This window comes from Mesorhizobium sp. M1227, from assembly GCF_040318315.1.
In the GTDB taxonomy this organism is placed as follows: domain Bacteria; phylum Pseudomonadota; class Alphaproteobacteria; order Rhizobiales; family Rhizobiaceae; genus Mesorhizobium.
Window position 1 is genome coordinate 139,173 of record NZ_JAMYLZ010000008.1, and the last position, 23,673, is coordinate 162,845.

At 62.5% G+C, this 23,673-nt stretch carries 20 protein-coding genes; 16 read left to right on the forward strand and 4 right to left on the reverse strand.

Annotation, left to right across the window (positions count from 1 at the left end; all coding sequences use genetic code 11):
• Positions 1–177 precede the first annotated feature (177 nt).
• From tolQ to ftsH, 9 genes are all read left to right on the forward strand, one after another.
• Positions 178–888 carry a protein TolQ gene (gene tolQ, locus NKH28_RS13480; RefSeq protein ID WP_352979155.1) on the forward strand — a complete coding sequence of 237 codons (711 nt, stop codon included), beginning with the start codon at positions 178–180 and terminating at the stop codon, positions 886–888.
• 9 nt (positions 889–897) lie between these two features.
• Entirely contained in the window at positions 898–1,356 is a 459-nt protein-coding gene (gene tolR, locus NKH28_RS13485) for a protein TolR (protein WP_352522864.1), read from the forward strand.
• 7 nt (positions 1,357–1,363) lie between these two features.
• Positions 1,364–2,521, forward strand: a complete 1,158-nt coding sequence (tolA, locus tag NKH28_RS13490; protein WP_352979157.1) for a cell envelope integrity protein TolA — start codon at positions 1,364–1,366, stop codon at positions 2,519–2,521.
• Positions 2,522–2,599: 78 nt separating this feature from the next.
• Positions 2,600–3,871 (forward strand): Tol-Pal system beta propeller repeat protein TolB, encoded by a 1,272-nt coding sequence (gene tolB / locus NKH28_RS13495; RefSeq protein WP_245274748.1) that lies wholly within the window; start codon positions 2,600–2,602, stop codon positions 3,869–3,871.
• A gap of 290 nt (positions 3,872–4,161) precedes the next feature.
• Positions 4,162–4,539, forward strand: coding sequence for a four helix bundle protein (locus NKH28_RS13500; RefSeq protein WP_352979159.1), 378 nt, complete (start codon positions 4,162–4,164; stop codon positions 4,537–4,539).
• A gap of 246 nt (positions 4,540–4,785) precedes the next feature.
• Positions 4,786–5,292 carry a peptidoglycan-associated lipoprotein Pal gene (gene pal, locus NKH28_RS13505; RefSeq protein ID WP_023677992.1) on the forward strand — a complete coding sequence of 169 codons (507 nt, stop codon included), beginning with the start codon at positions 4,786–4,788 and terminating at the stop codon, positions 5,290–5,292.
• 175 nt (positions 5,293–5,467) lie between these two features.
• Positions 5,468–6,577, forward strand: a complete 1,110-nt coding sequence (gene ybgF, locus NKH28_RS13510) for a tol-pal system protein YbgF (RefSeq protein WP_352979160.1) — start codon at positions 5,468–5,470, stop codon at positions 6,575–6,577.
• Between the two features lie 54 nt (positions 6,578–6,631).
• Positions 6,632–8,065, forward strand: a complete 1,434-nt coding sequence (gene tilS / locus NKH28_RS13515) for a tRNA lysidine(34) synthetase TilS (RefSeq protein ID WP_352979162.1) — start codon at positions 6,632–6,634, stop codon at positions 8,063–8,065.
• A 106-nt stretch (positions 8,066–8,171) separates the two neighbouring features.
• Positions 8,172–10,097: an ATP-dependent zinc metalloprotease FtsH gene (gene ftsH / locus NKH28_RS13520; protein ID WP_023677989.1), complete on the forward strand. Its 1,926-nt coding sequence runs from the start codon at positions 8,172–8,174 to the stop codon at positions 10,095–10,097.
• Between the two features lie 529 nt (positions 10,098–10,626).
• Here the strand turns inward: ftsH and NKH28_RS13525 are convergent.
• Positions 10,627–11,283, reverse strand: a complete 657-nt coding sequence (locus NKH28_RS13525) for a hypothetical protein (protein ID WP_502906621.1) — start codon at positions 11,281–11,283, stop codon at positions 10,627–10,629.
• An 873-nt stretch (positions 11,284–12,156) separates the two neighbouring features.
• Here NKH28_RS13525 and glmM point away from each other — a divergent pair.
• The 5 genes from glmM (at position 12,157) to serA (ending at position 18,697) form a co-directional block, all read left to right on the forward strand.
• Complete coding sequence (gene glmM / locus NKH28_RS13530) at positions 12,157–13,509, forward strand: phosphoglucosamine mutase (RefSeq protein ID WP_352471193.1); 1,353 nt, start codon at positions 12,157–12,159, stop codon at positions 13,507–13,509.
• 226 nt (positions 13,510–13,735) lie between these two features.
• Positions 13,736–14,575: an outer membrane protein gene (locus NKH28_RS13535; protein ID WP_352613400.1), complete on the forward strand. Its 840-nt coding sequence runs from the start codon at positions 13,736–13,738 to the stop codon at positions 14,573–14,575.
• A 232-nt stretch (positions 14,576–14,807) separates the two neighbouring features.
• Entirely contained in the window at positions 14,808–15,557 is a 750-nt protein-coding gene (locus NKH28_RS13540; RefSeq protein ID WP_352450819.1) for an outer membrane protein, read from the forward strand.
• 182 nt (positions 15,558–15,739) lie between these two features.
• Positions 15,740–16,915, forward strand: a complete 1,176-nt coding sequence (locus NKH28_RS13545) for a phosphoserine transaminase (protein ID WP_352979166.1) — start codon at positions 15,740–15,742, stop codon at positions 16,913–16,915.
• 183 nt (positions 16,916–17,098) lie between these two features.
• A complete protein-coding gene (gene serA, locus NKH28_RS13550) occupies positions 17,099–18,697 on the forward strand; it encodes a phosphoglycerate dehydrogenase (protein WP_352450817.1) in 1,599 nt (532 codons plus the stop codon).
• Positions 18,698–18,756: 59 nt separating this feature from the next.
• On the opposite strand, the gene NKH28_RS13555 is transcribed toward serA, so the two are convergent.
• Positions 18,757–19,659, reverse strand: coding sequence for a DMT family transporter (locus tag NKH28_RS13555; RefSeq protein ID WP_352979168.1), 903 nt, complete (start codon positions 19,657–19,659; stop codon positions 18,757–18,759).
• A gap of 314 nt (positions 19,660–19,973) precedes the next feature.
• Here NKH28_RS13555 and NKH28_RS13560 point away from each other — a divergent pair, with 314 nt between their 5' ends.
• Both NKH28_RS13560 and NKH28_RS13565 read left to right on the forward strand, forming a co-directional pair.
• Positions 19,974–21,272, forward strand: a complete 1,299-nt coding sequence (locus NKH28_RS13560; protein WP_352450815.1) for an adenylosuccinate synthase — start codon at positions 19,974–19,976, stop codon at positions 21,270–21,272.
• Between the two features lie 72 nt (positions 21,273–21,344).
• Positions 21,345–23,045 (forward strand): hypothetical protein, encoded by a 1,701-nt coding sequence (locus tag NKH28_RS13565; protein WP_352979170.1) that lies wholly within the window; start codon positions 21,345–21,347, stop codon positions 23,043–23,045.
• A gap of 33 nt (positions 23,046–23,078) precedes the next feature.
• On the opposite strand, the gene NKH28_RS13570 is transcribed toward NKH28_RS13565, so the two are convergent.
• The gene (locus NKH28_RS13570; protein WP_352450813.1) at positions 23,079–23,378 is read right to left on the reverse strand and encodes a CcdB family protein; all 300 of its coding nucleotides are present in this window, start codon (positions 23,376–23,378) and stop codon (positions 23,079–23,081) included.
• Positions 23,378–23,620, reverse strand: coding sequence for a type II toxin-antitoxin system CcdA family antitoxin (locus NKH28_RS13575; protein WP_254816484.1), 243 nt, complete (start codon positions 23,618–23,620; stop codon positions 23,378–23,380). The genes NKH28_RS13570 and NKH28_RS13575 overlap by 1 nt, the downstream gene beginning before the upstream one ends.
• Between the last annotated feature and the right edge of the window lie 53 nt (positions 23,621–23,673).

A 23,673-nucleotide genomic window follows, 5' to 3' on the forward strand; every position in this document is an offset into this window, starting at 1 on the left:
ATGAAGGGATTGGTTAAGATTGGAAGAATCCAAGTGCCTTCCTTTCACCAATATTTGCCCCGAAAAGGCCGCCAACGGTGCATTTGGGGTTATTCCGCAAGCTTAACGCGAACGGACCACAAGGGATGCCCATGGGCCAGCCGCCAGCCACGCCCGGAAAATCTTTAAGGACGTAACATGGAAAACATCGCTCTCGCCGACCCGGGCGCGCATTTATCGATTTGGGCCTTGTTCCTGCAGGCCGGTTGGGTGGTCAAGCTGGTCATGATCGGGCTGCTTGGTGCCTCGATCTGGACCTGGGCGATCATCGTCGACAAGCTCGTCGCCTATGCCCGCATGCGGCTGGCGCTCAATCGCTTCGAACAGGTGTTCTGGTCGGGGCAGTCGCTGGAAGAGCTTTACCGCACGCTCGCCGACCGCAAGACGACCGGCATGAGCGCGATCTTCGTCGCCGCCATGCGCGAATGGAAGAAAAGCTTCGAGAAGGGCGCGAAATCGCCGCTCGGCCTGCAGACCCGCATCGACAAGGCTATGGATCTGGCGTTGACCCGCGAGATGGAAAAACTTGAAGGGCGGCTCGGCTTCCTCGCCACCACCGGCTCGGCGGCGCCCTTCATCGGCCTGTTCGGCACCGTGATCGGCATCATGACCTCGTTCCAGGCGATCGCCGCTTCGAAGAACACCAGCCTGTCGGTGGTCGCGCCCGGCATCGCCGAAGCGCTGCTGGCGACGGCCATCGGCCTGCTCGCCGCCATCCCGGCCGTCATCGCCTATAACAAGCTGTCGTCCGACGCGAGCAAGATCGCGGTACGCATGGAAGGGTTCGCGGATGAGTTCTCCGCCATACTCTCGCGCCAAATCGATGAAAAAGTCGCGCAGAAGGCCTGAGGGACGATCATGGGAATGTCCGTAAGCGCAGGTGGCGGAGGACGCGGCGGGCGCGGCCACAGGCGGCGCGGCCGCCATCACGCCTTGATATCGGAGATCAACGTCACGCCGATGGTCGACGTGATGCTGGTGCTGCTGATCATCTTCATGGTCGCGGCGCCGTTGCTGACGGTCGGCGTGCCGATCGACCTGCCGGATACCCAGGCCAAAGCGATGAACGCCGATACGCAGCCTATAACCGTGTCCATCAACTCGGCCGGTCAGATCTACCTCCAGGAAACCGAGATCCCGATCGAGGAGCTGGTGGCAAAGCTGCAGGCGATCTCGAAGACCGGCTATGACGAGCGCATTTTCATCAGGGGTGACAAGTCCACCGACTATGGCACTGCCATGAAGGTGATGGCCCGCATCTCGGCTGCTGGCTACAAGAATATCGGCCTGGTTTCACTGCAGGAACAGGATCAGTAGACGCAAGATGAGGACCGGCCTCACCACATCGGTGATCTTGCATACGGTGGCGATCGCCTTCGGGCTGTTCACGTTGTCCTCGCCGCCTGCGATGCCTGCGTCCGATGCGGAATCGGTGTCGGTCGAGATCGTGCCGATGGAAGCGACGGCACAGGTCCTGCAAGGCGACAAGAAAGCCGTGATGCACGAAAAGCCGGCGCCGCTGCCGACACAGCGTCCCGACATCGTTCCCGATGCCCAGAAAGTCGGCGAGAACAGCATCGATACCGACAAGCCGCCGACGCCCGAGGCCAAGCCCAAGCCGGTCGACATGACGGCGGCTCCGCCACCCGCGCCGACGCCGGTCGAAAAGCCCAAGCCCGAGGACGTACCGAAGCCGCCGGAAAAGCCGAAGCCTATTCCCGCAACGGAGATAGCGCCGGTGCCGCAGCCGAAGGAAGAGGTCAAGCCCGAACCTGTCAAGCAGACCGAGCCCAAGCCGACGCCGGCCAAGGAGCCGACGCCCACGCCGCCGCAGGACAAGACTGCCGCGATCGATCCGCAGCCCGAGGTCAAGCCGGATGCCGTCGCCGAGGCGATTGCCAAGCAACCGCCAACCGAGGAGGCGCAGCTTCCCGACTCGGCGCCGGCACCCGAGGCTCGGCCAAAGCCGCAGCCGGCCCAGGCCGAGAGCGCGAAGGCACCGGAGCGCAAGGACGCCGACAAGCCGGTCAAGGAAGCCTCATCCAGGCCGAAATCGGACGACAAGCAATTCAACGCCGACGAGATTTCGGCTCTGCTCGACAAGCGGAAGCCGTCCGGCGGCGGCGCCAAGCGCTCGACCCAGCAGGCATCGCTCGGCGGCGAGAAGGATCAGGGCCAGAAGCTTTCGAAATCGGAGCAGGGGGCATTGGAGGCCCAGCTTGGTGGTTGCTGGACGCTTCCGGCAGGGCTCGAGGGTTCGGAGAATTTCGTCGTCGTGGTCCGGTTTAATCTGGACGCCTCCGGCAAGCTGGATGGCCGGCCGAGCGTTGAAAAGTCGAGCGGAAACCGCCCGTTTGACGAAAGTGCAGTGCGCGCGGTTCAGAAATGCGATGTGGCCGGCTTGCAGGTTCCGGCGGGCAAGCAAGACATCTGGTCCGACGTTCGGGTCACTTTTGACCCCAGGGAGATGCTCGGTCTTTAGGCCTGGCGCTCACAGAATCAGCGAAAGAAGCGAGAAGACATGAAATCCATCCTCAAGCCGCTCCTGACGATCGCAGCGATGGCGCTGGGTATGACCGTTGCTGTCACCCTGCCGGCGCGGGCGCTCGTTGAGCTCAACGTCAATAAGGGCAATGTCGAGCCGTTGCCGATCGCCATCACGGACTTCCAGGGCGGCGATGCGCTCGGCGCCGAGATTTCTGGCATCGTCAGTGCCGACCTGAAACGCTCCGGCCTGTTCGCGCCGATCGACAAAAGCGCTTTCATCGAAAAGATCTCGAACCCTGATGCAACGCCGCGCTTCGAAGACTGGAAGGTGATCAATGCGCAGGCGCTGGTCACCGGCAGTGTCGGCAAGGAGGCTGACGGCCGCATTCGCGCCCAGTATCGGTTGTGGGACACGTTTGCCGGCCAGCAGATGTCGGGCGAGCAGTTCTTCGCCAACGACGCCAATACCAGGCGCGTCGCCCATATCATCGCCGATGCGATCTACGAGCGGCTAACCGGCGAGAAGGGCTATTTCGACACGCGCGTCGTCTTCATCGACGAGTCCGGCGCCAAGAATGCGCGCAAGAAGCGGCTAGCCATCATGGACCAGGACGGCGCCAACGTCCGCTATCTCTCGAACGGCAAATCGATCGTGCTGACGCCGCGCTTCTCGCCGAACCGGCAGGAAATCACCTACATGTCCTATGAAAGCGGTCAGCCGCGGGTGTACCTGCTGCAGATCGAGACGGGGCAGCGCGAGCTGGTCGGCAATTTCCCCGGCATGACGTTTGCGCCGCGCTTTTCGCCGGACGGCCAGAAGGTGATCATGAGCCTGCTGCGCGATGACGGCAATTCCAACATCTTCGCCATGGATCTGAGAAGCCGCTCGACGACCAGGCTCACCAATTCGACCGCCATCGACACCTCACCGTCCTACTCGCCTGACGGCAGCAAGGTGGTGTTCACCTCGGATCGCGGCGGCCGCGCGCAGATCTATGTGATGGGCGCCGACGGCTCGGGCCAGACCCGCATCTCGTTTGGCGACGGCGTCTATTCGACGCCGGTGTGGTCGCCGCGCGGCGATCTCATCGCCTTCACCAAGCAGACCGGCGGCGAATTCCAGATCGGCGTCATGCGCACCGACGGTTCGGGTGAGCGCATCCTGTCCACCGGCTTTCAGCAGGAAGGGCCGACCTGGGCGCCCAACGGCCGGGTGCTGATGTTCTTCCGCGATTCCAATGGTGGACCAAAACTTGTTTCGGTCGATCTCACCGGCCGCAACGAACAGTCGATCCCGACGGCGAACTTCGCCTCGGATCCGGCCTGGTCGCCGCTGCTGGAGTGATGGAAGAAGAACTGAGGAATTGAAGAACTGACGAACTGACGAGTTGAAGAACTGAAGAGTTGAAGAACTGAAGAGTTGAAGAACTGAAGAATGGAGAAGGCAGGGTCTACATCGAGCACGCGAGGGATCTATAAGCGTGCCTATGCGGTTTCCCTTGGGTACACAGAGCCACGCTTGCTTTTCCGAAAATGGAGCTGGTCGCCGCCGCTGGAGTGATGGAAGAAGAACTGAGGAATTGAAGAACTGACGAACTGACGAGTTGAAGAACTGAAGAGTTGAAGAACTGAAGAATGGAGAAGGCAGGGGTCTACATCGAGCACGCGAGGGATTTAGAAGTCTATAAGCGTGCCTATGCGGTTTCCCTTGGGGTACACAGAGCCACGCTTGCTTTTCCGAAAATGGAGCAATACGCGCTCGCCGATCAACTACGTCGTTCCAGCAAGGCGATCTGCGCCAATTTCGCCGAAGGCTTTGCTAAACAGACTCACTCCAAGCCCGAATTCGCACGCTTCATTTCGATGGCCATAGGATCATACAGTGAGGTGGCGACCTGGATTTCGTATGCGTTCGACCTCGAGTACATCACACAGGCGCAACGCGACCATTGGTTGCAATCCTATGCCCGTATCTACGGAGTGCTGGTCAATCTCAGAGAGAAGCTGAGGTGATCTCTTTGCTCAATTCCTCGATTCCTCAATTCCTCAATTCCTCAGTTCTTCAGTTCCTCAATTCCCTCTTTTTTCATGTTTTGGCCGCATTTCCGCCTACGGTCCGCGCTCATTGTCGCCCCTCGGCAGAACGGTTGCGGACGGCAGCCGAAACCAAATTTTAACCGTGTTTCTTGAGCGCCGGTTAACCCAAACGTGGTTACTGGACGATCAATGAAATCACTCGAATTGCGAAGGAGAGGCGGCATGGGCCGTATCGCAGCACTTACCACAAACCCGGTCATGATCGCGCTGGTCGCGATGCTCGCGATCACCGGTTGCGCCTCGAAGAAGACGCCGAACAGCGCCGCCGATCTCGGCCTCAACGGCGCCGGCGCGGCAACGCCCGGATCGGCCCAGGACTTTACCGTCAACATCGGCGACCGCATCTTCTTCGACACCGATTCGTCCTCGATCCGCGCCGATGCGCAAACGACGCTGTCGCGCCAGGCGCAGTGGCTGAACCAGTACAAGCAGTATGCCATCGTCATCGAAGGCCATGCCGACGAGCGCGGCACGCGCGAATACAATCTGGCGCTCGGCGCCCGCCGTGCTGCCGCCACACGCGACTTCCTGGTCGCCAAGGGTGTTTCGGCGCAGCGCCTGAAGACCATTTCCTACGGCAAGGAGCGTCCGGTCGCGGTTTGCGACGACATCTCCTGCTGGTCGCAGAACCGCCGCGCCGTAACCACGCTGGGCGGCGCCGGTTCTTGATCGGCATAAATGCAACACTTGATGCGAAAGGCGGCCAAAAGGCCGCCTTTTTCATATCTGCCCGCTCCAAACAAAATTTGGCCGAAGTCTCACGTCCTGTTAAGAGCCGAGGGCGCCTGGCCACTTCGGTTGGCAAGGGCGCGCAACAGGCTAACGGTTTCACGGCGAGAGGCACATGCATTTCAGATCGGTCTTGAGCGGCACGCTTGCGCTGCTGCTCGTATCAAGTATCGCGACACTTGCTGACGGGGCAAACGGCACCGGGCAGTCATCGGAAAGCGGTTTTTCCTTCCACCTGCCGACGATCAAACTGCCCGGCATTTTCGGCGAAAAGAAAAAGCCGGATCAGGTTCAATTCGCGCAACAGGATGGTACCGGCACTCCGGCGCTGGAGGAACAGCTCCGGCAGATGAATGGCAAGATCGAGGAACTCAATTTCCAGGTCCTGCAGATGCAGGAGCAGATCCGCAAGCAGCAGGAAGACAACGAATTCCGCTTCCAGCAGCTGGAAGGCGGTCCGCAAGGCGCGCAGCAGCCGGCGGAGCAGAAGAAGTCCGAGGCCGCGCCCAGCAGCGACAGCCCCAATGGCGACGGTAACGTGGCGGAGGCGCCGGCAACGCCGGCTCCAGCCGCTGCGGACGCGCCGCCAGCAGGCGATAAGAGCGTCGAGGACGTCATCGTCGAATCGCCCAACGGCGATCCCGGCAAGCTGATCCCCGGCGCGCCGCCCAAGACGTTCGGCACCATCACCGTCGACAAAAACGGCAATGTCGTTGAAGCCGACGGCAATGCGCAAGCGAATGCGCCGCAGCAGAATACGACCCCAGCCAACGGCGCCAGCGCAGCCGGCAACAAGGCCGGTAAATCCGACGATACGGTGGTTGCGGCACTCCCGTCGACCAACGATCCGGAGGAGCTTTACCGCAACTCTTACCAGTTCATCCTATCGGGCGACTACAGCACCGCCGAACAGGGCTTCCGCGACCATATCGCCCGTTTTCCCCGGGACGCCAAGGCGGCGGACGCGCATTACTGGCTCGGTGAATCGCTGCTCGGCCAGCAGAAATACCGCGATGCGGCCGAGACTTTCCTCGCTGCCAGCAAGGACTATCCCAAGGCCAAGAAGGCGCCAGACATGCTGCTGAAGCTCGGCGTTTCACTGGTCGGGCTGAAGCAGCGCGACGTGGCCTGTGCCACTTTCAGCGAGATCGGCAAGCGCTACCCCGATATTTCCGGCGCGCTCAAGGAGCGGGTCAAGCAGGAAAGGGCACTCGCGGCGTGCTAGTTTTTCCGTTGCGTGTCGTTGCCCCAAAACCGGGCCCACGCTTGGGCGACATGCATGACGCTCGACAGCGAGCCTGACCTTTCGGATTTTTCGCGGATCGACTTTTCCAACGGCGCTGTTGCGGCCGTGTCCGGCGGCAGCGACTCGACCGCCCTTCTCCTCCTCCTCAAAGCCCATCTCGATCGTAACGCCCCGGCAACGAAATTGCTGGCGGTAACGATCGATCATCAATTGCGGCCGCAAGCGGCAGCGGAAGCGCAAGCCGTGGCCAGGCTGTGCGCGGCGCGCGGCATTGCCCATCGCATCCTCGCCTGGTCGGGGCACAAACCATCGACCGGCCTGCCCGCCGCCGCGCGCGAGGCGCGCTACCGGCTGCTCGCCGAGGCCGCCGAAGCGGCAGGCATCGGCCTGATCCTGACCGGCCACACCGCCGACGACCAGGCCGAGACCGTGCTGATGAGGCAAGCACGTGACGACGGGCCAGGTGAGGAGAGGCCGCGCGAGGAAGGGCGGGGCCTTGCCGGCATGGCGCCGGCAACCCTCTACGAGTGGCGGCACTGGATCGTGCGGCCGCTGCTCGGCGTAAGGCGTGCTGAGCTGCGCGAATTCCTGCGGCGTGAACAGGTTGTCTGGATCGAAGATCCGACCAATGCCGACACCGCTTTCGAGCGGCCGCGCGTCCGCGCAGCACTTGTTGAAGGCGACGATGCGCCTCGCATGGCTGAAGCTATGGCGCTGGCCAGAAAGGCGGCGGTCGAGCGTGAGCAGCTGGGACATCGCGCGGCCATGCTGATCCGCAGCTTGGCCTCCAGGCCGGCCGCCGGCCTCGTCCGGCTCGATCGGGATTTTGCGACGGCCGCCGACAGCCGGTCGGCCATTTATGCGCTGCGCATCCTGCTGGCGGCGACCGGCGGCACCGCCTTCCTTCCCGACCAGGCGCGCAGCGAAGCCCTTTTCGGCCGGTTCCGCACCGGGCCGCTTTGTGCCACATTGTCGCGGACCGTGGTCGATGCCCGGCGTACCGGCATCTTTCTGCACCGCGAATTGCGCGATCTGCCGCCCGCTGTTGCGGTTTCCGGCAATGCCCTGTGGGACGGCCGCAGACGGATCACATTGGGCGACAGCCCAGGTGCATTGTTGATCGCGCCGCTGTTGGTAGCACCGCTCGGGGCGGCTCTTGCCGCAAAGCGGGCAATTGCCGGGCATGGCACGCCGGCAAGCCTTGTGCGTGCCGCCTTGGCCGCCGAGCCGGCGCTCTGGCGGGACGGCGAATGCCTCGGTTTGCTCGGGGAAGGCCGGGGTTTGCCCGGGGAAGGCCCGATGCAGGCGGCTGTCGCCGCATATCCGGCAGTCGCGCCCTTCGCCCGTTTCCTGCCGTCCTTCGATCTGGCGCCGGCCGATGCCGTCGCCGCGTTGCTTGGCGCGGCGCCCGTTCCAGCCGTGCCGTTCGGCGGCCACAATGCCGGCCTACCACGGGCGAAAGCTTAACCGAGACCTGCTGTTATGCTTGGCAATGGGAGACGCTCTCCCTATGTTAGGGCCAAGTTTCCTCTCACGACGCGTGTCCGCCCAGCGGGCGCCAACGGGACAATTGATGAATCCGAATTATCGCAACCTCGCGCTCTGGGCGATCATAGCGGTCCTGCTCATCGCTCTCTTCAATCTTTTCCAGACGCCGCAGACGCGTGGAGCCTCGAGCGATGTTCCCTATTCGCAGTTCCTGCAGGAAGTCGCGGCGGGACGGATCAAGTCGGTGACCATCGCCGGCGCCCGTATCTCCGGCAACTACACGGACAGTTCCAACGGTTTCCAGACCTATTCGCCTGGGGACCCGTCACTGGTTTCGCGGCTGCAGGACAAGAACGTCACCATCAATGCGCGTCCTGAATCAGACGGCTCCAATTCGCTGTTCGGCACCCTGATCTCCTGGCTGCCGATGATCCTCATTCTCGGCGTCTGGATATTCTTCATGCGCCAGATGCAGTCCGGTTCCGGCCGCGCCATGGGCTTCGGCAAGTCGAAGGCCAAGCTTTTGACCGAAGCACATGGCCGCGTCACCTTCCAGGACGTCGCCGGCGTCGACGAAGCCAAGGAAGATCTGGAAGAGATCGTCGAGTTCCTGCGCGACCCGCAGAAATTCCAGCGGCTCGGCGGCAAGATCCCGCGCGGTGTGCTGCTCGTCGGTCCTCCTGGAACCGGCAAGACGCTGCTCGCCCGCTCGGTCGCGGGTGAAGCCAACGTGCCGTTCTTCACCATTTCGGGCTCGGACTTCGTCGAGATGTTCGTCGGCGTCGGCGCAAGCCGCGTCCGCGACATGTTCGACCAGGCCAAGAAGAACGCGCCTTGCATCATCTTCATCGACGAAATCGACGCGGTCGGCCGCCATCGCGGCGCCGGCCTGGGCGGCGGCAATGATGAACGCGAGCAGACGCTGAACCAGTTGCTGGTCGAGATGGATGGCTTCGAATCCAACGAAAGCATCATCCTGATCGCCGCCACCAACCGGCCAGACGTGCTCGATCCGGCGCTGCTGAGGCCGGGCCGCTTCGACCGCCAGGTGGTGGTGCCGAACCCCGACATCGTCGGCCGCGAGAAGATCCTGAAAGTGCATGTGCGCAACGTGCCGCTGGCGCCCAATGTCGACCTCAAGGTGATCGCGCGCGGCACGCCGGGCTTTTCCGGCGCCGATCTGATGAACCTGGTCAACGAATCCGCCCTGATGGCGGCGCGGCGCAACAAGCGCCTCGTCACCATGGCCGAATTCGAGGACGCCAAGGACAAGATCATGATGGGCGCCGAGCGCCGCTCGTCGGCGATGACACAGGCCGAGAAGGAGCTGACCGCCTATCACGAGGCCGGTCATGCCATCCTGGCGCTCAACGTGCCGTCGGCCGATCCGCTGCACAAGGCGACCATCATTCCGCGCGGCAGGGCACTCGGCATGGTCATGCAGCTGCCGGAAGGCGACCGCTATTCGATGAGCTACAAATACATGATCTCGCGCCTCGCCATCATGATGGGCGGCCGTGTCGCCGAGGAGTTCAAGTTCGGCAAGGAGAACATCACCTCCGGCGCCTCCTCCGATATCGAGCAGGCGACCAAGCTGGCGCGTGCCATGGTGACGCGCTGGGGCTTCTCCGACAAGCTCGGCCATGTCGCCTATGGCGACAACCAGGAGGAGGTGTTCCTCGGCCATTCGGTGGCGCGCACGCAGAACATCTCGGAAGAGACGGCGCAGATCATCGACGCCGAAGTGCGCCGGCTGATCGACGAGGCCTATTCGACGGCAAGGTCCATCCTGACCAAGAAAAAGAAGGAATGGATCGCGCTGGCGCAGGGCCTGCTCGAATACGAGACGCTGTCCGGCGAGGAGATCAAGCAGCTGATCGCCGGCAATAAGCCCGCGCGCGACCTTGGCGACGACACGCCGCCGAGCCGCGGCTCGGCCGTGCCGAAGTCCGGCCGCCGCAAGAAAGGCCCCGAGCCCGAAGGCGGCATGGAACCTCAGCCGTCAAGCTAGGCTCCGGCCCGGCACAGATCGACTTCGAAACGCCGCGGCTCTAACCGCGGCGTTTTCTCTTGGGGAATGCGACGCTTCCTGCATCGCAGGAAATTGGCGAAAGTGACGATGACGGCCAATCTCCCGCCTCGTGGGGGAGATGTCCGGCAGGACAGAGAGGGGCGCGAAGGAATGGGGCCTTCTATCGTCCTCGTTGACGATTTCGGGAAGATCGACAAGGCGCGCCGGAGAATGAAGCTCGCATTTTTACCGGCGGCGCCACATTTTGTTCTTGCTTTGTGCCGGCAGCTATGCTACTAATCTGAGTATGGTGCCAATTGGCGCTGATGACCCGCCCGCCGAGGCGGGTTTTCTGCTTCTGGCTGTGAAAGTTCCGGTGGTGCCGAGATCGATGTCGGCCGGACAGAACCAAGAAACGCGATCTGACAGTTGGTTCGACCTCGGAAGGCCCTCTCACATGTTCGGCAGCAACAAAAAAGCCCGCGAACCTTGCGGCTCGCGGGCTCATGTCGTCGGATGGTGGCGCCGGTCAGCTCTTCAGCTTGGCGTTGCAGAGGCTGTAGAAACCGCCGCCCTTCTGGATCCACCTGAGGCCGCCCAGCGTGTTGGCGTCCTTGTTGGCGTAATAGAGGTCGAGGCAGGTGTGCATGCGGCCCTTGGCCGGGGTCTCGGTTGCATACTTCTTGGAGATCGCCGTCGGGAATTTCACGCCCTGGGGGGCGGTGATGGTCGGCGGTTGCGGATCGCCGGTGTATTTGGCATCGGGAGCCGGGAGGGTGTCGTCGTCGGCTGCGCCGGCGCCGCATTGGCTCTTGCGGAAGTCGTTCCACTTCATGCCGTTCAGCGTGTTGCCGGCCTTGGCAGCCTGATATTTGGCGCTGCAATCCGCCATGCTGACACCTTTGCCGGTATCGGTCGCTGTCGTCGCCTTGGCAGGTGCCGCGGCGGGTTGTGCGGCTGCAGTTGCGCCGGCGGCGCATTCACTCTTGCGGAAGTCGTTCCACTTCATGCCGTTGAGCGTGCCGGCAGCCTTGGCGGCCTGGTATTTGGTGCTGCATTCCTTGGCCGTCAGCCCAGGCGCTGCGTCATCGCTGCTGGCCGCCGCTGCTTTGGTCTTGGCGGCGGGTTGTGCGGCCGCAGTTGCGCCGGCGGCGCACTGGGTCTTGCGGAAATCGTTCCACTTCATGCCGTTGAGCGTGCCGGCAGCCTTGGCGGCCTGGTATTTGGTGCTGCACTCCTTCGCCGTCAGGCCCGGCGCCGCATCGTCGGCGGCGGCTGCCTTGGTCGTGTCGGCAGCCTTGGCCGTGGCTTTGGCTGGCGCGGGTTCGGTTGTAGCGGCGGAAGCATCGGTGCCGCATTGGGCCTTGCGGAACTGGTTCCAGTTCTGCCCGGCAAGCGTTCCCGCATCCTTGGCCGCATTATACTTGGTGCTGCATTCGGCCATGGTCAGCGCGCTGGCAGGCGCCGCCAGGAATAAGGTCGCGACGGCAAGACCCGTCAAAGTGGCAAGTCGGTGGATGAGCATGCGTTTTCTCCCTGCGGCGGTTCATGATATGTCCCAGTGCAGCAATAGCGCTCAACGGCTGGTTGCGCCAGATGCTAAGTAGCGTAGAGACAAATTTAGAAGTGCATTCTTTTCTTTAAGGTGATGAATTCGTTGCCGGGACCGTCTCCCCGCCAAGTTCGTCCGGGTGCATTGCACGGAGCGCGCGCCTATGGCTGGTTCCCAGCGAGGACACTGCGTCGAATGACAGCCAGTCAAATCGGCGGCTGCGGCGGACCTGAGCCACCGCTGTCTGGAGCAGCACGATGCGGATTCGGGTTCAAGGCCACACTGCCACAGCCCAAAGGAACCAGATGAGGTTTGAGTTGACGTTTCTGATGCTGCTGCCGCAACAAGGGCTCGGAACTTGAAAATCAACACACTAGCGTGACGTAAAACACACAAAACAACAATTTTCTAAGGATTGGTCGTCCATAATCATACAATGTGATGACGGGGCTTGGGCCATTTTATGGCATGAGATGCTCGGAAAGAACCATCGGGAAGCTGGCGAACATGGCAGGACATTATTTCGGTACGGACGGCATTCGTGGGCGCGCCAACAAGTTTCCAATGACGGCGGAGGTCGCCATGCGGGTCGGCATGGCCGCCGGCCTCTCGTTCCAGCGCGGCAGCCACCGCCACCGCGTCGTGCTCGGCAAGGATACCAGGCTTTCCGGCTACATGATCGAGAACGCCATGGTGTCGGGCCTGTGCGCCGCCGGCATGGATGTCTTCCTGCTCGGCCCGATCCCGACGCCGGCTGTTGCCATGCTGGTGCGCTCGCTGCGCGCCGATATCGGCGTGATGATCTCTGCCTCGCACAACCCCTATTACGACAACGGCATCAAGCTGTTCGGCCCCGATGGCTACAAGCTGTCCGATGAGATCGAGGAGCGTATCGAGGGGATGCTCGACAAGGATATCGAACTGGCGCTCGCCGATTCCGATGGGCTCGGCCGCGCCAAACGCGTCGACGGCGTGCATGACCGCTATATCGAATTCGCCAAGCGCACGCTGCCGCGCTCGATGTCGCTGTCGGGCCTCCGCATCGTCGTCGATTGCGCCAATGGCGCCGCCTACAAGGTGGCGCCCGACGCGCTGTGGGAACTCGGCGCCGAGGTCGTTGCCATCAATGTCGAGCCCAACGGCTTCAACATCAACAAGGAATGCGGCTCGACTCATCCGGCCGGTCTGCAAAAGAAGGTGCACGAGGTGCGCGCCGATATCGGCATTGCTCTCGACGGCGATGCCGACCGTGTCGTCATTGTCGACGAGAACGGCGCGATCGTCGATGGCGACCAGATCATGGCGCTGATCGCCGAATCCTGGCAGCAGAGCGGACGGCTGGCCGGCGGCGGCGTCGTCTCGACGGTGATGTCCAATCTCGGCCTCGAACGCTTCCTCGGCGACATGAACCTGCAGTTGCATCGCACCAAGGTCGGTGACCGCTATGTCGTCGAGCACATGCGTGCCCATGGACTCAATGTCGGCGGCGAACAGTCGGGCCACATCGTGCTGTCCGATTTCTCGACCACCGGCGACGGCCTCGTCTCGGCGCTCCAAGTGCTCGCCTGCATCAAGCGGCATAACCGACCGGTCAGCGAACTGTCGAAGAAATTCGAGCCGGTGCCGCAGCTTTTGAAGAATGTGCATATTTCCGGCGGCAAGCCGCTGGAGGAGGCGCCGGTCAAGGCGGCGATCGAAGATGCGCGCAATCGCCTCGGCAAGGCCGGGCGCCTGGTCATCCGGCCATCCGGCACGGAGCCGCTCATCCGCGTCATGGCGGAGGGCGACGACCCGCAGCTTGTCGAGTCCGTGGTCAACGACATCGTCGAGGTCATTTCGGAAACGCGCAGCGCCGCCTGATCTCCCTCCAACATCGGTTCAAAAGCCCGCCTTGCCGGCGGGCTTTTTTATTGGGTCGCGGCCAGCTCCGCCTGCAGCAACGGCCGCCAGATTGCTCCACTTTTAGAGATTCGTGGTTAATCAATACGGTTAAACGCCTTTTAACCTTTCCGATTCATTATCCACAACTGAGGTCAATCACATTTCGGGCGCGTTCGCCGTTCGAGGGTTCTCAGGGGTGATAAGCATGTTCAACACAGCTAGAATGGCTCTTCTGGCCGCGCTGTTTGCCGGCGTCGGACCGGCATTCGCCGCCGATTTCGTCGAGCCGCCCGTCGTCGAGGAGGCACCGCCACCGGTTGCCTATGAGCAGCCGGCCGAATTCGGCGGCTGGTATATCCGCGGCGACATCGACTATCACTGGTCGAAGTTTCGTGGTGGCGACTACATCACCTACGGTGTGGCGCCCCAGAATCCCGGCAAGTTCGATACAGGCAAGCTGGATGGCGCCTTCTCGGCCGGCGGCGGTGTTGGTTACCAGATCGACGAGCATTTCCGCACCGATCTCACCCTGGACTGGATGAGCAAGTCCAAATTCCGCGGCTCGACCAACGGCTTCTGCGGCCCACAGCAAACGCCTTGCACGTCCGTCGATACCTCGTCCTATTCGGCGCTGCTGCTCTTGGCCAACGCCTATGTCGATATCGGCACCTGGCATGGGATCACGCCTTACGTCGGCGCCGGCATCGGCGGTGCCTGGGTCAAGTGGGATGAACTGCACAACGTGGACAGCGACGGTTCATTTGATCATGCCGGCGGCAAGGGCTGGCGGTTTGCCTATGCTGCCATGGCGGGCGCATCCTACTGCCTGACTGACCGCGTCAAACTAGATGTCGGCTACCGCTTCAGCCACATCAACGGCGGTAAGATGTTCGACTATGCCTCCCTCCCCAATGTCGGCCCCGGCTATGACAAAGGTATCAACGTTCACGAAGTGCGCGGCGGCCTGCGCTACCAGTTCGGCAGGTCGGACTGTGCGCCGCCGGAGCCTTACGTCCCGGAACCCGAGCCCGTCTACACGAAGTAGTCGCTTCGAAATCGAGGAATTCGTCGACCGCCCGGCTGATGCCGGGCGGTTTCGTTTGGCTGCCTAAAGATGCTGCGTTGCCCTGTAACACCGTCCGGCTCGAGGAGCGAAAACGGATCAAATCAATTGCTACCGCCTTGTTATCCTTAACCCGCACTTAACCACTATGGTTAACAATGCTGTCTGAAACGGCGCGCGATCGCGAATGCGCCAAGTTCGGGAGCCGAGGACCATGACATTCAAATCGCCTGTAGCACTGGCGCTTGCAGCAGTCGTCCTGGTGCCGCTGACGCCGGCGCTTGGCGCCGATTACGAACCGCCGGTCTATGTCGACCAGGCGCCCGACTATGTACCGGTCGAGGTTGGCTCGGGATGGTATCTGCGCGGCGATGTCTCCTATCTGGTGCAGAAGAGCTTCAAGGATGAGCATTTCGCCTTTACACCCGCGAGCTTCGACGAAAAGGAAGATCCCATCTTCGCCAGCATCGGCTTCGGCTACCATTTCAACGACTATCTGCGCGCCGATCTCAATGTGGGCTATCTTCCCGGCAACAAGATCGACGTCGGCTATAACGACGGAACGACCGTGGCATCGGCGACCCTGAAGAACTATGCCTTCTCAGGCATACTCAATGGCTATGTCGATCTTGGGACCTATGTCGGAATCACACCTTATCTCGGCGCTGGTGTCGGTATCCTGCAGAGCAAGCGTCGCCTCTCGGCGAGCTACTTCACCGACAACGCCGACCCCACCGACGATTTCGTCCTGCGTGACAACAAGACCCAATACTCCTTCGCCTACACGCTGAATGCCGGCCTTGCCTACCAAGTGTCCAAGAACGTCTCAGTCGATCTGGGCTATCAGTATTTTTCCGCGCCAGACGCCGAATATGTGACTGCCGAGAGCCTGACTTCCTTTCCGATCCGCAAAGGAATCAACAATCATCAAGTCAAAGTCGGACTACGCTACGATCTCTGGTAGGCTCGATCGAAGCCGAGGCGTTGACAATGGCGGGTCGCAGGCCCGCCGTTTGCGTTTCGTCGCCGGCAATATCCCGGCAGCGACAAAAACTTTCCCCTTGACGCCGAAAGCCTGAACGCATATCGCCGTCCGTGGGCCACCCCTCCCCAACGAGGGGCCACTATCTGGAAGGATAGACCACGATGACGACGCATACGAAGCCCGGATTCCGTCCGGCAAATCCCAATTTTTCCTCAGGTCCCTGTGCAAAACGCCCCGGCTGGTCGGTCGAGGCGCTCAAAAATGCCGCGCTCGGGCGCTCGCACCGTGCCAAGATCGGCAAGACCAAGCTCGAACAAGCGATCGAGCTGACCCGGGAAATCCTCCAGGTTCCGGCGGATTACCGCATCGGCATCGTGCCGGCCTCGGATACCGGCGCGGTCGAAATGGCGCTGTGGTCGCTGCTCGGCGAGCGCGGCGTCGACATGGTGGCCTGGGAGAGCTTCGGCTCCGGCTGGGTCACCGATGTGGTCAAGCAGCTGAGGCTCGCCGATGTGCGCAGGTTAGAGGCGGACTACGGCGCACTGCCCGACCTGACCGAAATCGACTTCGACCGCGACGTGGTCTTCACCTGGAACGGCACGACGTCGGGTGTGCGCGTGCCGAACGGCGATTTCATCCCGGCCACCCGCAAGGGCCTGACCATCTGCGACGCGACTTCGGCGGCCTTTGCGCAACAGCTCGATTTTCAGAAACTCGACGTCGTCACCTTCTCCTGGCAGAAGGTGCTGGGCGGTGAGGGCGCGCACGGCATGCTGATCCTCAGCCCGCGCGCCGTCGAACGCCTGGAAAGCTACAAGCCAGCCTGGCCGTTGCCGAAAATCTTCCGCCTCACCTCGGGCGGCAAGCTGATCGAAGGCATCTTCAAGGGCGAGACTATCAACACGCCGTCGATGCTGTGCGTCGAGGACTATCTCGACGCGCTGCGTTGGGCGAAGTCGATCGGCGGCCTCGACGCGCTGGTCACCAGAGCGGATGCCAATGCCGCCGTTCTCGATCGCTTTGTCCGGAAATCTTCCTGGCTCGGCCATCTTGCCGTCGACCCGGCGACGCGTTCGAACACGTCGGTCTGCCTTTCCTTCACCGACCGGCAAGTCGCTGCACTCGACGCCGATGGACAGGCTGCGTTCGCCAAGGCAATTGTCTCGGCGCTCGACAAGGAAGGCGTCGCCTACGACATTGGTGCCTACCGCGATGCACCGCCCGGCCTGCGCATCTGGTGCGGCGCGACAGTCGAGACCTCCGATCTCGAAGCGTTGCTGCCCTGGCTCGACTGGGCCTTTGCCGCGCAAAAGGCGTCGCTCAAAGCGGCGGCCTGACTCCCTCCCCCTCGAGGGGAGGGTGGCCCGAAGGGCCGGGTGGGGTCGCCTCCACCCGCTCAACGATCCGCCATCCAGAAAGAAAAAGATTTGGCCGCATCCGGCCGCAACGACCCCACCCCGGCGCTTCGCGCCGACCCTCCCCTCAAGGGGGAGGGACGCCAATCGCAAAGGACCAAGCCAATGCCCCGCGTTCTCGTCTCAGACAAACTTTCCACCACCGCCGTGCAGATCTTCAGGGATCGCGGCATCGAGGTCGACTATTTGCCGGATCTCGGCAAGGACAAGGAAAAACTGCTCGAAGTGATCGGCCAGTATGATGGGCTGGCCATCCGCTCGGCGACAAAGGTCACGGAGAAGCTGATCAATGCCGCGACCAGGCTGAAGGTCGTGGGCCGCGCCGGCATCGGCGTCGACAATGTCGACATACCGGCGGCGAGCCGCAAGGGCATCATCGTGATGAACACGCCCTTCGGCAATTCGATCACCACCGCCGAGCATGCCGTCGCCATGATCTTCGCGCTGGCCCGCCAGATACCGGAGGCCAACGCCTCGACCCACGCCGGCAAATGGGAAAAGAACCGCTTCATGGGTGTCGAGATCACCGGCAAGACGCTGGGCATCATCGGCTGCGGCAATATCGGTTCGATCGTCGCTACGCGCGGCGTCGGCCTGAAGATGCATGTCATCGCCTTCGATCCATTCCTGTCGGACAGCCGCGCCGAGGAGCTCGGCGTCGAAAAGGTCGAGCTCGACGAGCTGTTCGCCCGCGCCGACTTCATCACGCTGCATACGCCGCTTACCGACAAGACGCGCAACATCATCGACGCCGCGGCGATCGCCAAGATGAAGACCGGCGTGCGTATCATCAACTGCGCCCGTGGCGGGCTGATCGTCGAGGCCGACCTGATCGCGGCGCTGAAGAGCGGCAAGGTGGCCGGCGCCGGCATCGACGTGTTCGAGGTCGAACCGGCGGACAACAACGCACTGTTCGGCATGGAGAATGTCGTGGCGACGCCGCATCTCGGCGCGTCGACCACCGAAGCGCAGGAGAATGTCGCCCTGCATGTCGCCGAGCAGATGTCCGACTATTTGATCAAGGGCGCCGTTTCCAACGCCATCAACATGCCGTCGATCACCGCCGAAGAGGCGCCGCGGCTGAAACCTTTCGTCAAGCTTGCCGAAGTGCTCGGCGCCTTTGTCGGACAGGTCACCGAGGATCCGATCAAGGAGGTCGAGATACTGTTCGACGGCTCGACCGCGACGATGAACACGCGCGCGCTGATCAGTGCCACCCTTGCCGGGCTGATCCGGCCGCAGGTCTCCGACGTCAACATGGTGTCGGCGCCGATCATGGTGAAGGAGCGCGGCATTATCGTCGCCGAGGTCAAGCGTGACAAGTCGGGCGTGTTCGACGGCTATATCAAGCTGACGGTCAAGACCGAGCACAGGACGCGCTCGATCGCCGGCACCTGTTTTTCGGACGGCAAGCCGCGCTTCATCCAGATCAAGGGCATCAATCTCGACGCAGAGGTCGGCCAGCACATGCTCTACACGACCAATGCCGACGCGCCCGGCATCATCGGCCTGCTCGGCACGGTGTGCGGCGAGAACGGCGTCAACATCGCCAACTTCCAGCTCGGCCGCAACCGGCCGGGCGGCGATGCCATCGCATTGCTCTATCTCGATGCGCCGTTCCCGGAAAACGTGTTGGCGCAGGTGCGCTCGCACAAATCGATCGACTCCGCCAAGCGGCTGCATTTCGATGTGGGGATAGCCTGAAATTCGGCCGCCCCGTGTGCAGCAGCACGCGGGGCGGCGGAACGTCGCGGCAAGCGACTTCATTCAGCAGCGGATGCCGCCATCTTCCGTCCGCTGTATTCGGCGAGGCTGATGCCACCGAGCACCAGCGCGAGAGCCAGCGCCTGATAGAGCTGGAATGTCTCACCGACAATCAGCACCGATAGCAGCGTACCGAAGATCGGCACCAGATTGATGAACAGGCCGGCCCGGTTGGCGCCGATCAGCTCGTTGCCCCTGATATAGAAGATCTGCGAGATGACCGAAGCACCGATGGCGGTATAGAACGCGACCGCCCAGCCGCGGGCATCGGGGACGATGACCTTGCCGGCGGCAATCTCCCACAGGAAGAAAGGCAGCGATGTGACGAGTGCGGCAACCGACAGCGCCAGCATCAGGCTCTGCCAGCGGATGACCGGCTTCAGCCGCAACCCCACCGAATAGAAGGAGTAGCAAAGCACGGCGACCAGCATGATCGCGTCGCCAAAGTTGAGATCCAGCTTGAGAAGCTGGCGCAGGTCGCCATGGCTCGCCGTCACCGCGACGCCAATGATGGTCAGCACGACGCCAGCCATCTGCACCCGGTTCACCCGCTGACGAAACAGCACGAAATTGGCGATGATGATCACGATCGGTATCGCCGCCTGCTCGATCGAGACGTTGATCGCCGTCGTGTAGTTGAGCGCCGTGTAGAAGATCGCATTGAAAAAGGCGAAGCCGCAAGCGCCGAGCCCGCCAAGCAGCAACCAGTGCCTGCGCACCACCGGCCAGTCTTGGCGTAGCGTTCCCCAGCCGATCGGCAGCAGGATCAGAACCGCCAGCAGCCAACGCAGGAAGACCAGCGTCATCGGCGAGATATGACCGACCGCCAGCTTTCCCGCCACGGAGTTGCCGCCCCACAGCAAGGTGGTGCACAGCAGGAACAGATAGGCGGCTCGATGCATCGTGAACTCCCGGCCAGGCAGAGGGAATTTGACGGTCGGTGTGGGCCTATTGCGACCGCCAGCCCAAGTAAATGATGTCAAAGACGAAAATTGTTGTGCCTCGGAGCGTTTTGGGCGGCAAAGAGTGGTCGCGCTCGCCGGGTCTTGACGCTATAGAGCGACGTGCGTGCAATTGGACGCTACAAAGTACGCGTCGGAAGGCTCGCGTCGTGCTTTTCCGAAAATCGATTCCGATTTTGGGGGCCGATGCGATAGAGGCCTATCGTTTCGAATTGTTTCAAGCTGCTCGTGCGGCGTCTCAAGGGAAAAGAAATATGGCCAATGTGGTGGTCGTCGGCTCGCAATGGGGCGATGAGGGCAAAGGCAAGATCGTAGACTGGCTGTCGGAGCGCGCCGATGTTGTCGTGCGCTTCCAGGGCGGCCACAATGCCGGCCACACGCTGGTCGTCGACGGCAAGGTCTACAAGCTGTCGCTGCTGCCGTCCGGCGTGGTGCGGCAAGGCAAGCTTTCCATCATCGGCAATGGCGTCGTCTTCGATCCGCACGCTTTCGTCGCGGAGGTTGCGAAATTGAAGGCGCAGGGCATCGAGGTGACGCCAGACCGCCTGAAAATAGCCGAAAACACCGCGCTTATCCTGTCCTTGCACCGGGAGCTGGACGGATTTCGCGAGGACGCCGCTTCCAATTCCGGAACGAAGATCGGCACGACCCGTCGCGGCATCGGTCCCGCCTATGAAGACAAGGTGGGCCGGCGCGCGGTCAGGGTGATGGATTTGGCGGATTTGGAAACGCTGCCCTTGAAGGTCGACAGGCTGCTGACGCACCACAATGCGCTGCGGCGCGGGCTCGGCCATGCCGAGGTCACGCATGAGGCGATCATGAGCGAGCTGATCTCGGTGGCCGACGAGATCCTGCCCTATATGGACCGCGTCTGGAAAATCCTCGACGACAAGCGCCGCGCCGGCGAGCGCATCCTGTTCGAGGGCGCGCAAGGCACGTTGCTCGACATCGACCACGGCACCTATCCGTTCGTCACCTCGTCCAATACGGTTGCCGGTCAGGCCGCCGCCGGGTCGGGTGTCGGGCCGGGCGCCATCGGCTATGTGCTCGGCATCACCAAGGCCTATACGACGCGCGTCGGCGAAGGCCCGTTTCCAACCGAACAGAAGAACGAGATCGGCGAGTTCCTGGGCACGCGCGGCCATGAATTCGGCGTCGTCACCGGCCGCAAGCGGCGCTGCGGCTGGTTCGATGCCGTGCTGGTCCGCCAGGCCGTCGCCGTCAACGGCATCAAGGGCATTGCGCTGACCAAGCTCGATGTGCTCGATGGGCTGGACGAGATCAAGGTCTGTACCGGCTACCGACTCGACGGGGAGGCGATCGATTACCTGCCGGCCAGCCAGGGTGCGCAGGCCCGCGTCGAACCGGTCTACGAGACGCTGGAGGGGTGGAAAGGCACCACTGCCGGCGCGCGCAGCTGGAACGACCTGCCGGCCCAGGCGGTGAAGTACGTCCGCTACATCGAAGAGCTGATCGGCGCGCCGGTCGCACTCCTTTCCACCAGCCCTGAACGGGACGACACGATACTTGTGACCGATCCGTTTCAAGACTAGTTTCTCAGCCTTCCGGGCATTGCGGCTGATTTGCGGGGGCCGGCCCAGAAACAAATGCAGGTCGACTGACGTATGGTAGATTTTGTTCCTATTCTGAAAAAGGCGCTCGATAAACTCGGTGAGCCGTCGGCGGAAGTGCGCGCCAGGGTCTATGACAGGGCCCGTTCGTCAATCGCGAAACAACTCGCAGAGAAGGCCACGATGACGCCTTCCGATGTCGACCGGCAGATGCGTGCACTGGAAGACGCCATCGCCAAAGTCGAGCGGGACTATGCCAAGCCTGCGCCGCCACCCGACCCGCTGGCGGAACTGGAGGACATCTTCTCCTCCATCGACCGCAACAAGAACCAGTCCAGCCATATCCGACAGCCGGCAAAGACGGAGCCGGCATGGCAGCCGGCCAAGACCGAGCCGGCAAAGACGGAGCCAGCAAAGACTGGGCCGGCCTGGCAGCCCACGCCCGCCAAGGCGGCGCCGAACTGGCAAAAGCCGCAGCCCGTCGCTCTTTCTCAGGAGCGCGCTGGTCCGCCGCCGTCCGATATGGAACTTCCGACGGCTGACGGCCAAGACGGCGTTTTTCCGGGCGACGACTTTTCCAACGACGGCGGCCCCGCGGAGGACAGGTTCCAGCGGCTCTATCCTGCGGAGCGCAGGCGCAGCTATGGCGGTGTGATCGCCGCCGCCATTGCTTTGCTCGTCATTGCCGGTGGTGGCTATGGCATCTGGCTGAACAAGGATGCGTTCGGCAGCATGCTCGGCCTCGACTCGACCACAGCCGTCGCCACCGAACCGCTGGTAAAACCAGCCCCGGCCAAGCCGGTGGCCGATGCGGCCGTACCGGCCGCCGCGCCTCCGACGGATTCCGGCGAGGGCGCGAAGTTCACGCAGCGCCTGACGCCCGAGGGCCACGAAGTCGATCCCGGCCCCGCGGCCGGGCAGGCGGGCATCGGCGAAGGCGAATCCGTCGCCGCACTGACCACGCCGCCATCGGCCGCACAAGCGCCGACCACCCCGGCACCGACCACCCCGGCACCGGCCGCGCCGGCTCCGGCCGCACCCGCCGACACGCAAGCCACGGCCAATGCTCCAGCAGTCGATGGGTCCGCTGCACCAACTCCCGCAACGCCGCCCGCCAACGGGGCAGCAGCGCCTGCAGCGGCCGCCCCGCCGCCAGCACCGGCAGCGGCACCAACGGCAGTTCCGCCGCAAGCCACGTTGGCCGTCGGCCAGAAGGCGATCTTCTACGAGGAGCGCACCAGCACCGCTCAAGGCTCGGCCGAGCCCGGCAATATCGTCTGGTCGCTGGTGCAGGAATCGCCCGGCGGCGACCTGCCGCCCGAGCCGGCGATCCGCGCCGAGGCGACCATTCCAGGCAAGGATATCCAGTTGCGCATGACGATCCGTCGCAACACCGACCAGACGCTGCCGGCCAGCCATATTATCGAGATGATCTTCCTGACGCCTGACGGCTTCGAGGGCGGCGGCGTCGACAACATCCTGCGTGTCGCCATGAAGGGCTCCGAGCAGGATGCCGGAAGCCCGCTGATCGGCATCCCGGCCAAGATCGCCGACGGTTTCTTCCTGGTTGCGCTCAACGATACCAAGGCGGATGAAGACGCCAATCTGACCTTACTCAGAGGTCAGGACTGGATCGACGTGCCGGTCGTCTACAAGACCGGGCGGCGGGCGCTGCTCACCATGGAAAAGGGCATTCCAGGCGAGAAGGTGTTCGACGAGGCGCTTAAGGCCTGGCAGACTAAGACGGCGGGGTGAAGTCGGTCCGCCACCCCGAAGCTCCCCAGCAGTTCAGAAGCCCTGGAACAGCATATCGAGCGCGGCCACGATCTCGTCGTGATGCCTCGTCAGATTCAGTCGGCTCTCGCCCAGTTCCGTCGCCGCAACCGTGGCGATCAAATGGGTGGCCATGACCAATTTCCGACCATTGATCTCGAAAATCGGATGGAGCTTTCGCATTGGTGATGGCGCCATCGCAGCCGGCAGAAGCGGGACGACCACCCGGGTCTTGAAATGGTCGAGCAGATCGGCCTGGACGTCGAGGAGATAGCCGCCTTCGATGCTACCCGCGAAGACGTCGTAGCGGGCCATCAGAATTGCCGATGTTCTGCCAGCGGAATACCGTGTTTTTCGACATATTCGTTCCACGCATCTATCGTCGCGCGGTTCTCAAGCTTCCACAGCCGCGTCTTTTCGGCGGCCACGGCCTCGGCGATGCCGGCTTCAGCGGCGCGCGAGACATTCACATCGAGCCCCTTGGCTTCCTTCATGAGCTTTGAGTCGATCGACAGATTTGCCGGCTGGCGAACCGCATTCACAGCAATCTTGCGCATGATCACCTCCACAGTATGCGCATAACATATGCGCATTCCTCTCTAGTCGCAAT

Coding starts and splice junctions, on each gene's coding strand:
- tolQ (WP_352979155.1), top strand. CDS start 178: ATGGAAAACATCGCTCTCGCCGACCCGGGCGCGCATTTATCGATTTGG.
- tolR (WP_352522864.1), top strand. CDS start 898: ATGGGAATGTCCGTAAGCGCAGGTGGCGGAGGACGCGGCGGGCGCGGC.
- tolA (WP_352979157.1), top strand. CDS start 1,364: ATGAGGACCGGCCTCACCACATCGGTGATCTTGCATACGGTGGCGATC.
- tolB (WP_245274748.1), top strand. CDS start 2,600: ATGGCGCTGGGTATGACCGTTGCTGTCACCCTGCCGGCGCGGGCGCTC.
- NKH28_RS13500 (WP_352979159.1), top strand. CDS start 4,162: ATGGAGAAGGCAGGGGTCTACATCGAGCACGCGAGGGATTTAGAAGTC.
- pal (WP_023677992.1), top strand. CDS start 4,786: ATGGGCCGTATCGCAGCACTTACCACAAACCCGGTCATGATCGCGCTG.
- ybgF (WP_352979160.1), top strand. CDS start 5,468: ATGCATTTCAGATCGGTCTTGAGCGGCACGCTTGCGCTGCTGCTCGTA.
- tilS (WP_352979162.1), top strand. CDS start 6,632: ATGACGCTCGACAGCGAGCCTGACCTTTCGGATTTTTCGCGGATCGAC.
- ftsH (WP_023677989.1), top strand. CDS start 8,172: ATGAATCCGAATTATCGCAACCTCGCGCTCTGGGCGATCATAGCGGTC.
- NKH28_RS13525 (WP_502906621.1), bottom strand. CDS start 11,283: ATGAAGTGGAACGATTTCCGCAAGACCCAGTGCGCCGCCGGCGCAACT.
- glmM (WP_352471193.1), top strand. CDS start 12,157: ATGGCAGGACATTATTTCGGTACGGACGGCATTCGTGGGCGCGCCAAC.
- NKH28_RS13535 (WP_352613400.1), top strand. CDS start 13,736: ATGTTCAACACAGCTAGAATGGCTCTTCTGGCCGCGCTGTTTGCCGGC.
- NKH28_RS13540 (WP_352450819.1), top strand. CDS start 14,808: ATGACATTCAAATCGCCTGTAGCACTGGCGCTTGCAGCAGTCGTCCTG.
- NKH28_RS13545 (WP_352979166.1), top strand. CDS start 15,740: ATGACGACGCATACGAAGCCCGGATTCCGTCCGGCAAATCCCAATTTT.
- serA (WP_352450817.1), top strand. CDS start 17,099: ATGCCCCGCGTTCTCGTCTCAGACAAACTTTCCACCACCGCCGTGCAG.
- NKH28_RS13555 (WP_352979168.1), bottom strand. CDS start 19,659: ATGCATCGAGCCGCCTATCTGTTCCTGCTGTGCACCACCTTGCTGTGG.
- NKH28_RS13560 (WP_352450815.1), top strand. CDS start 19,974: ATGGCCAATGTGGTGGTCGTCGGCTCGCAATGGGGCGATGAGGGCAAA.
- NKH28_RS13565 (WP_352979170.1), top strand. CDS start 21,345: ATGGTAGATTTTGTTCCTATTCTGAAAAAGGCGCTCGATAAACTCGGT.
- NKH28_RS13570 (WP_352450813.1), bottom strand. CDS start 23,378: ATGGCCCGCTACGACGTCTTCGCGGGTAGCATCGAAGGCGGCTATCTC.
- NKH28_RS13575 (WP_254816484.1), bottom strand. CDS start 23,620: ATGCGCAAGATTGCTGTGAATGCGGTTCGCCAGCCGGCAAATCTGTCG.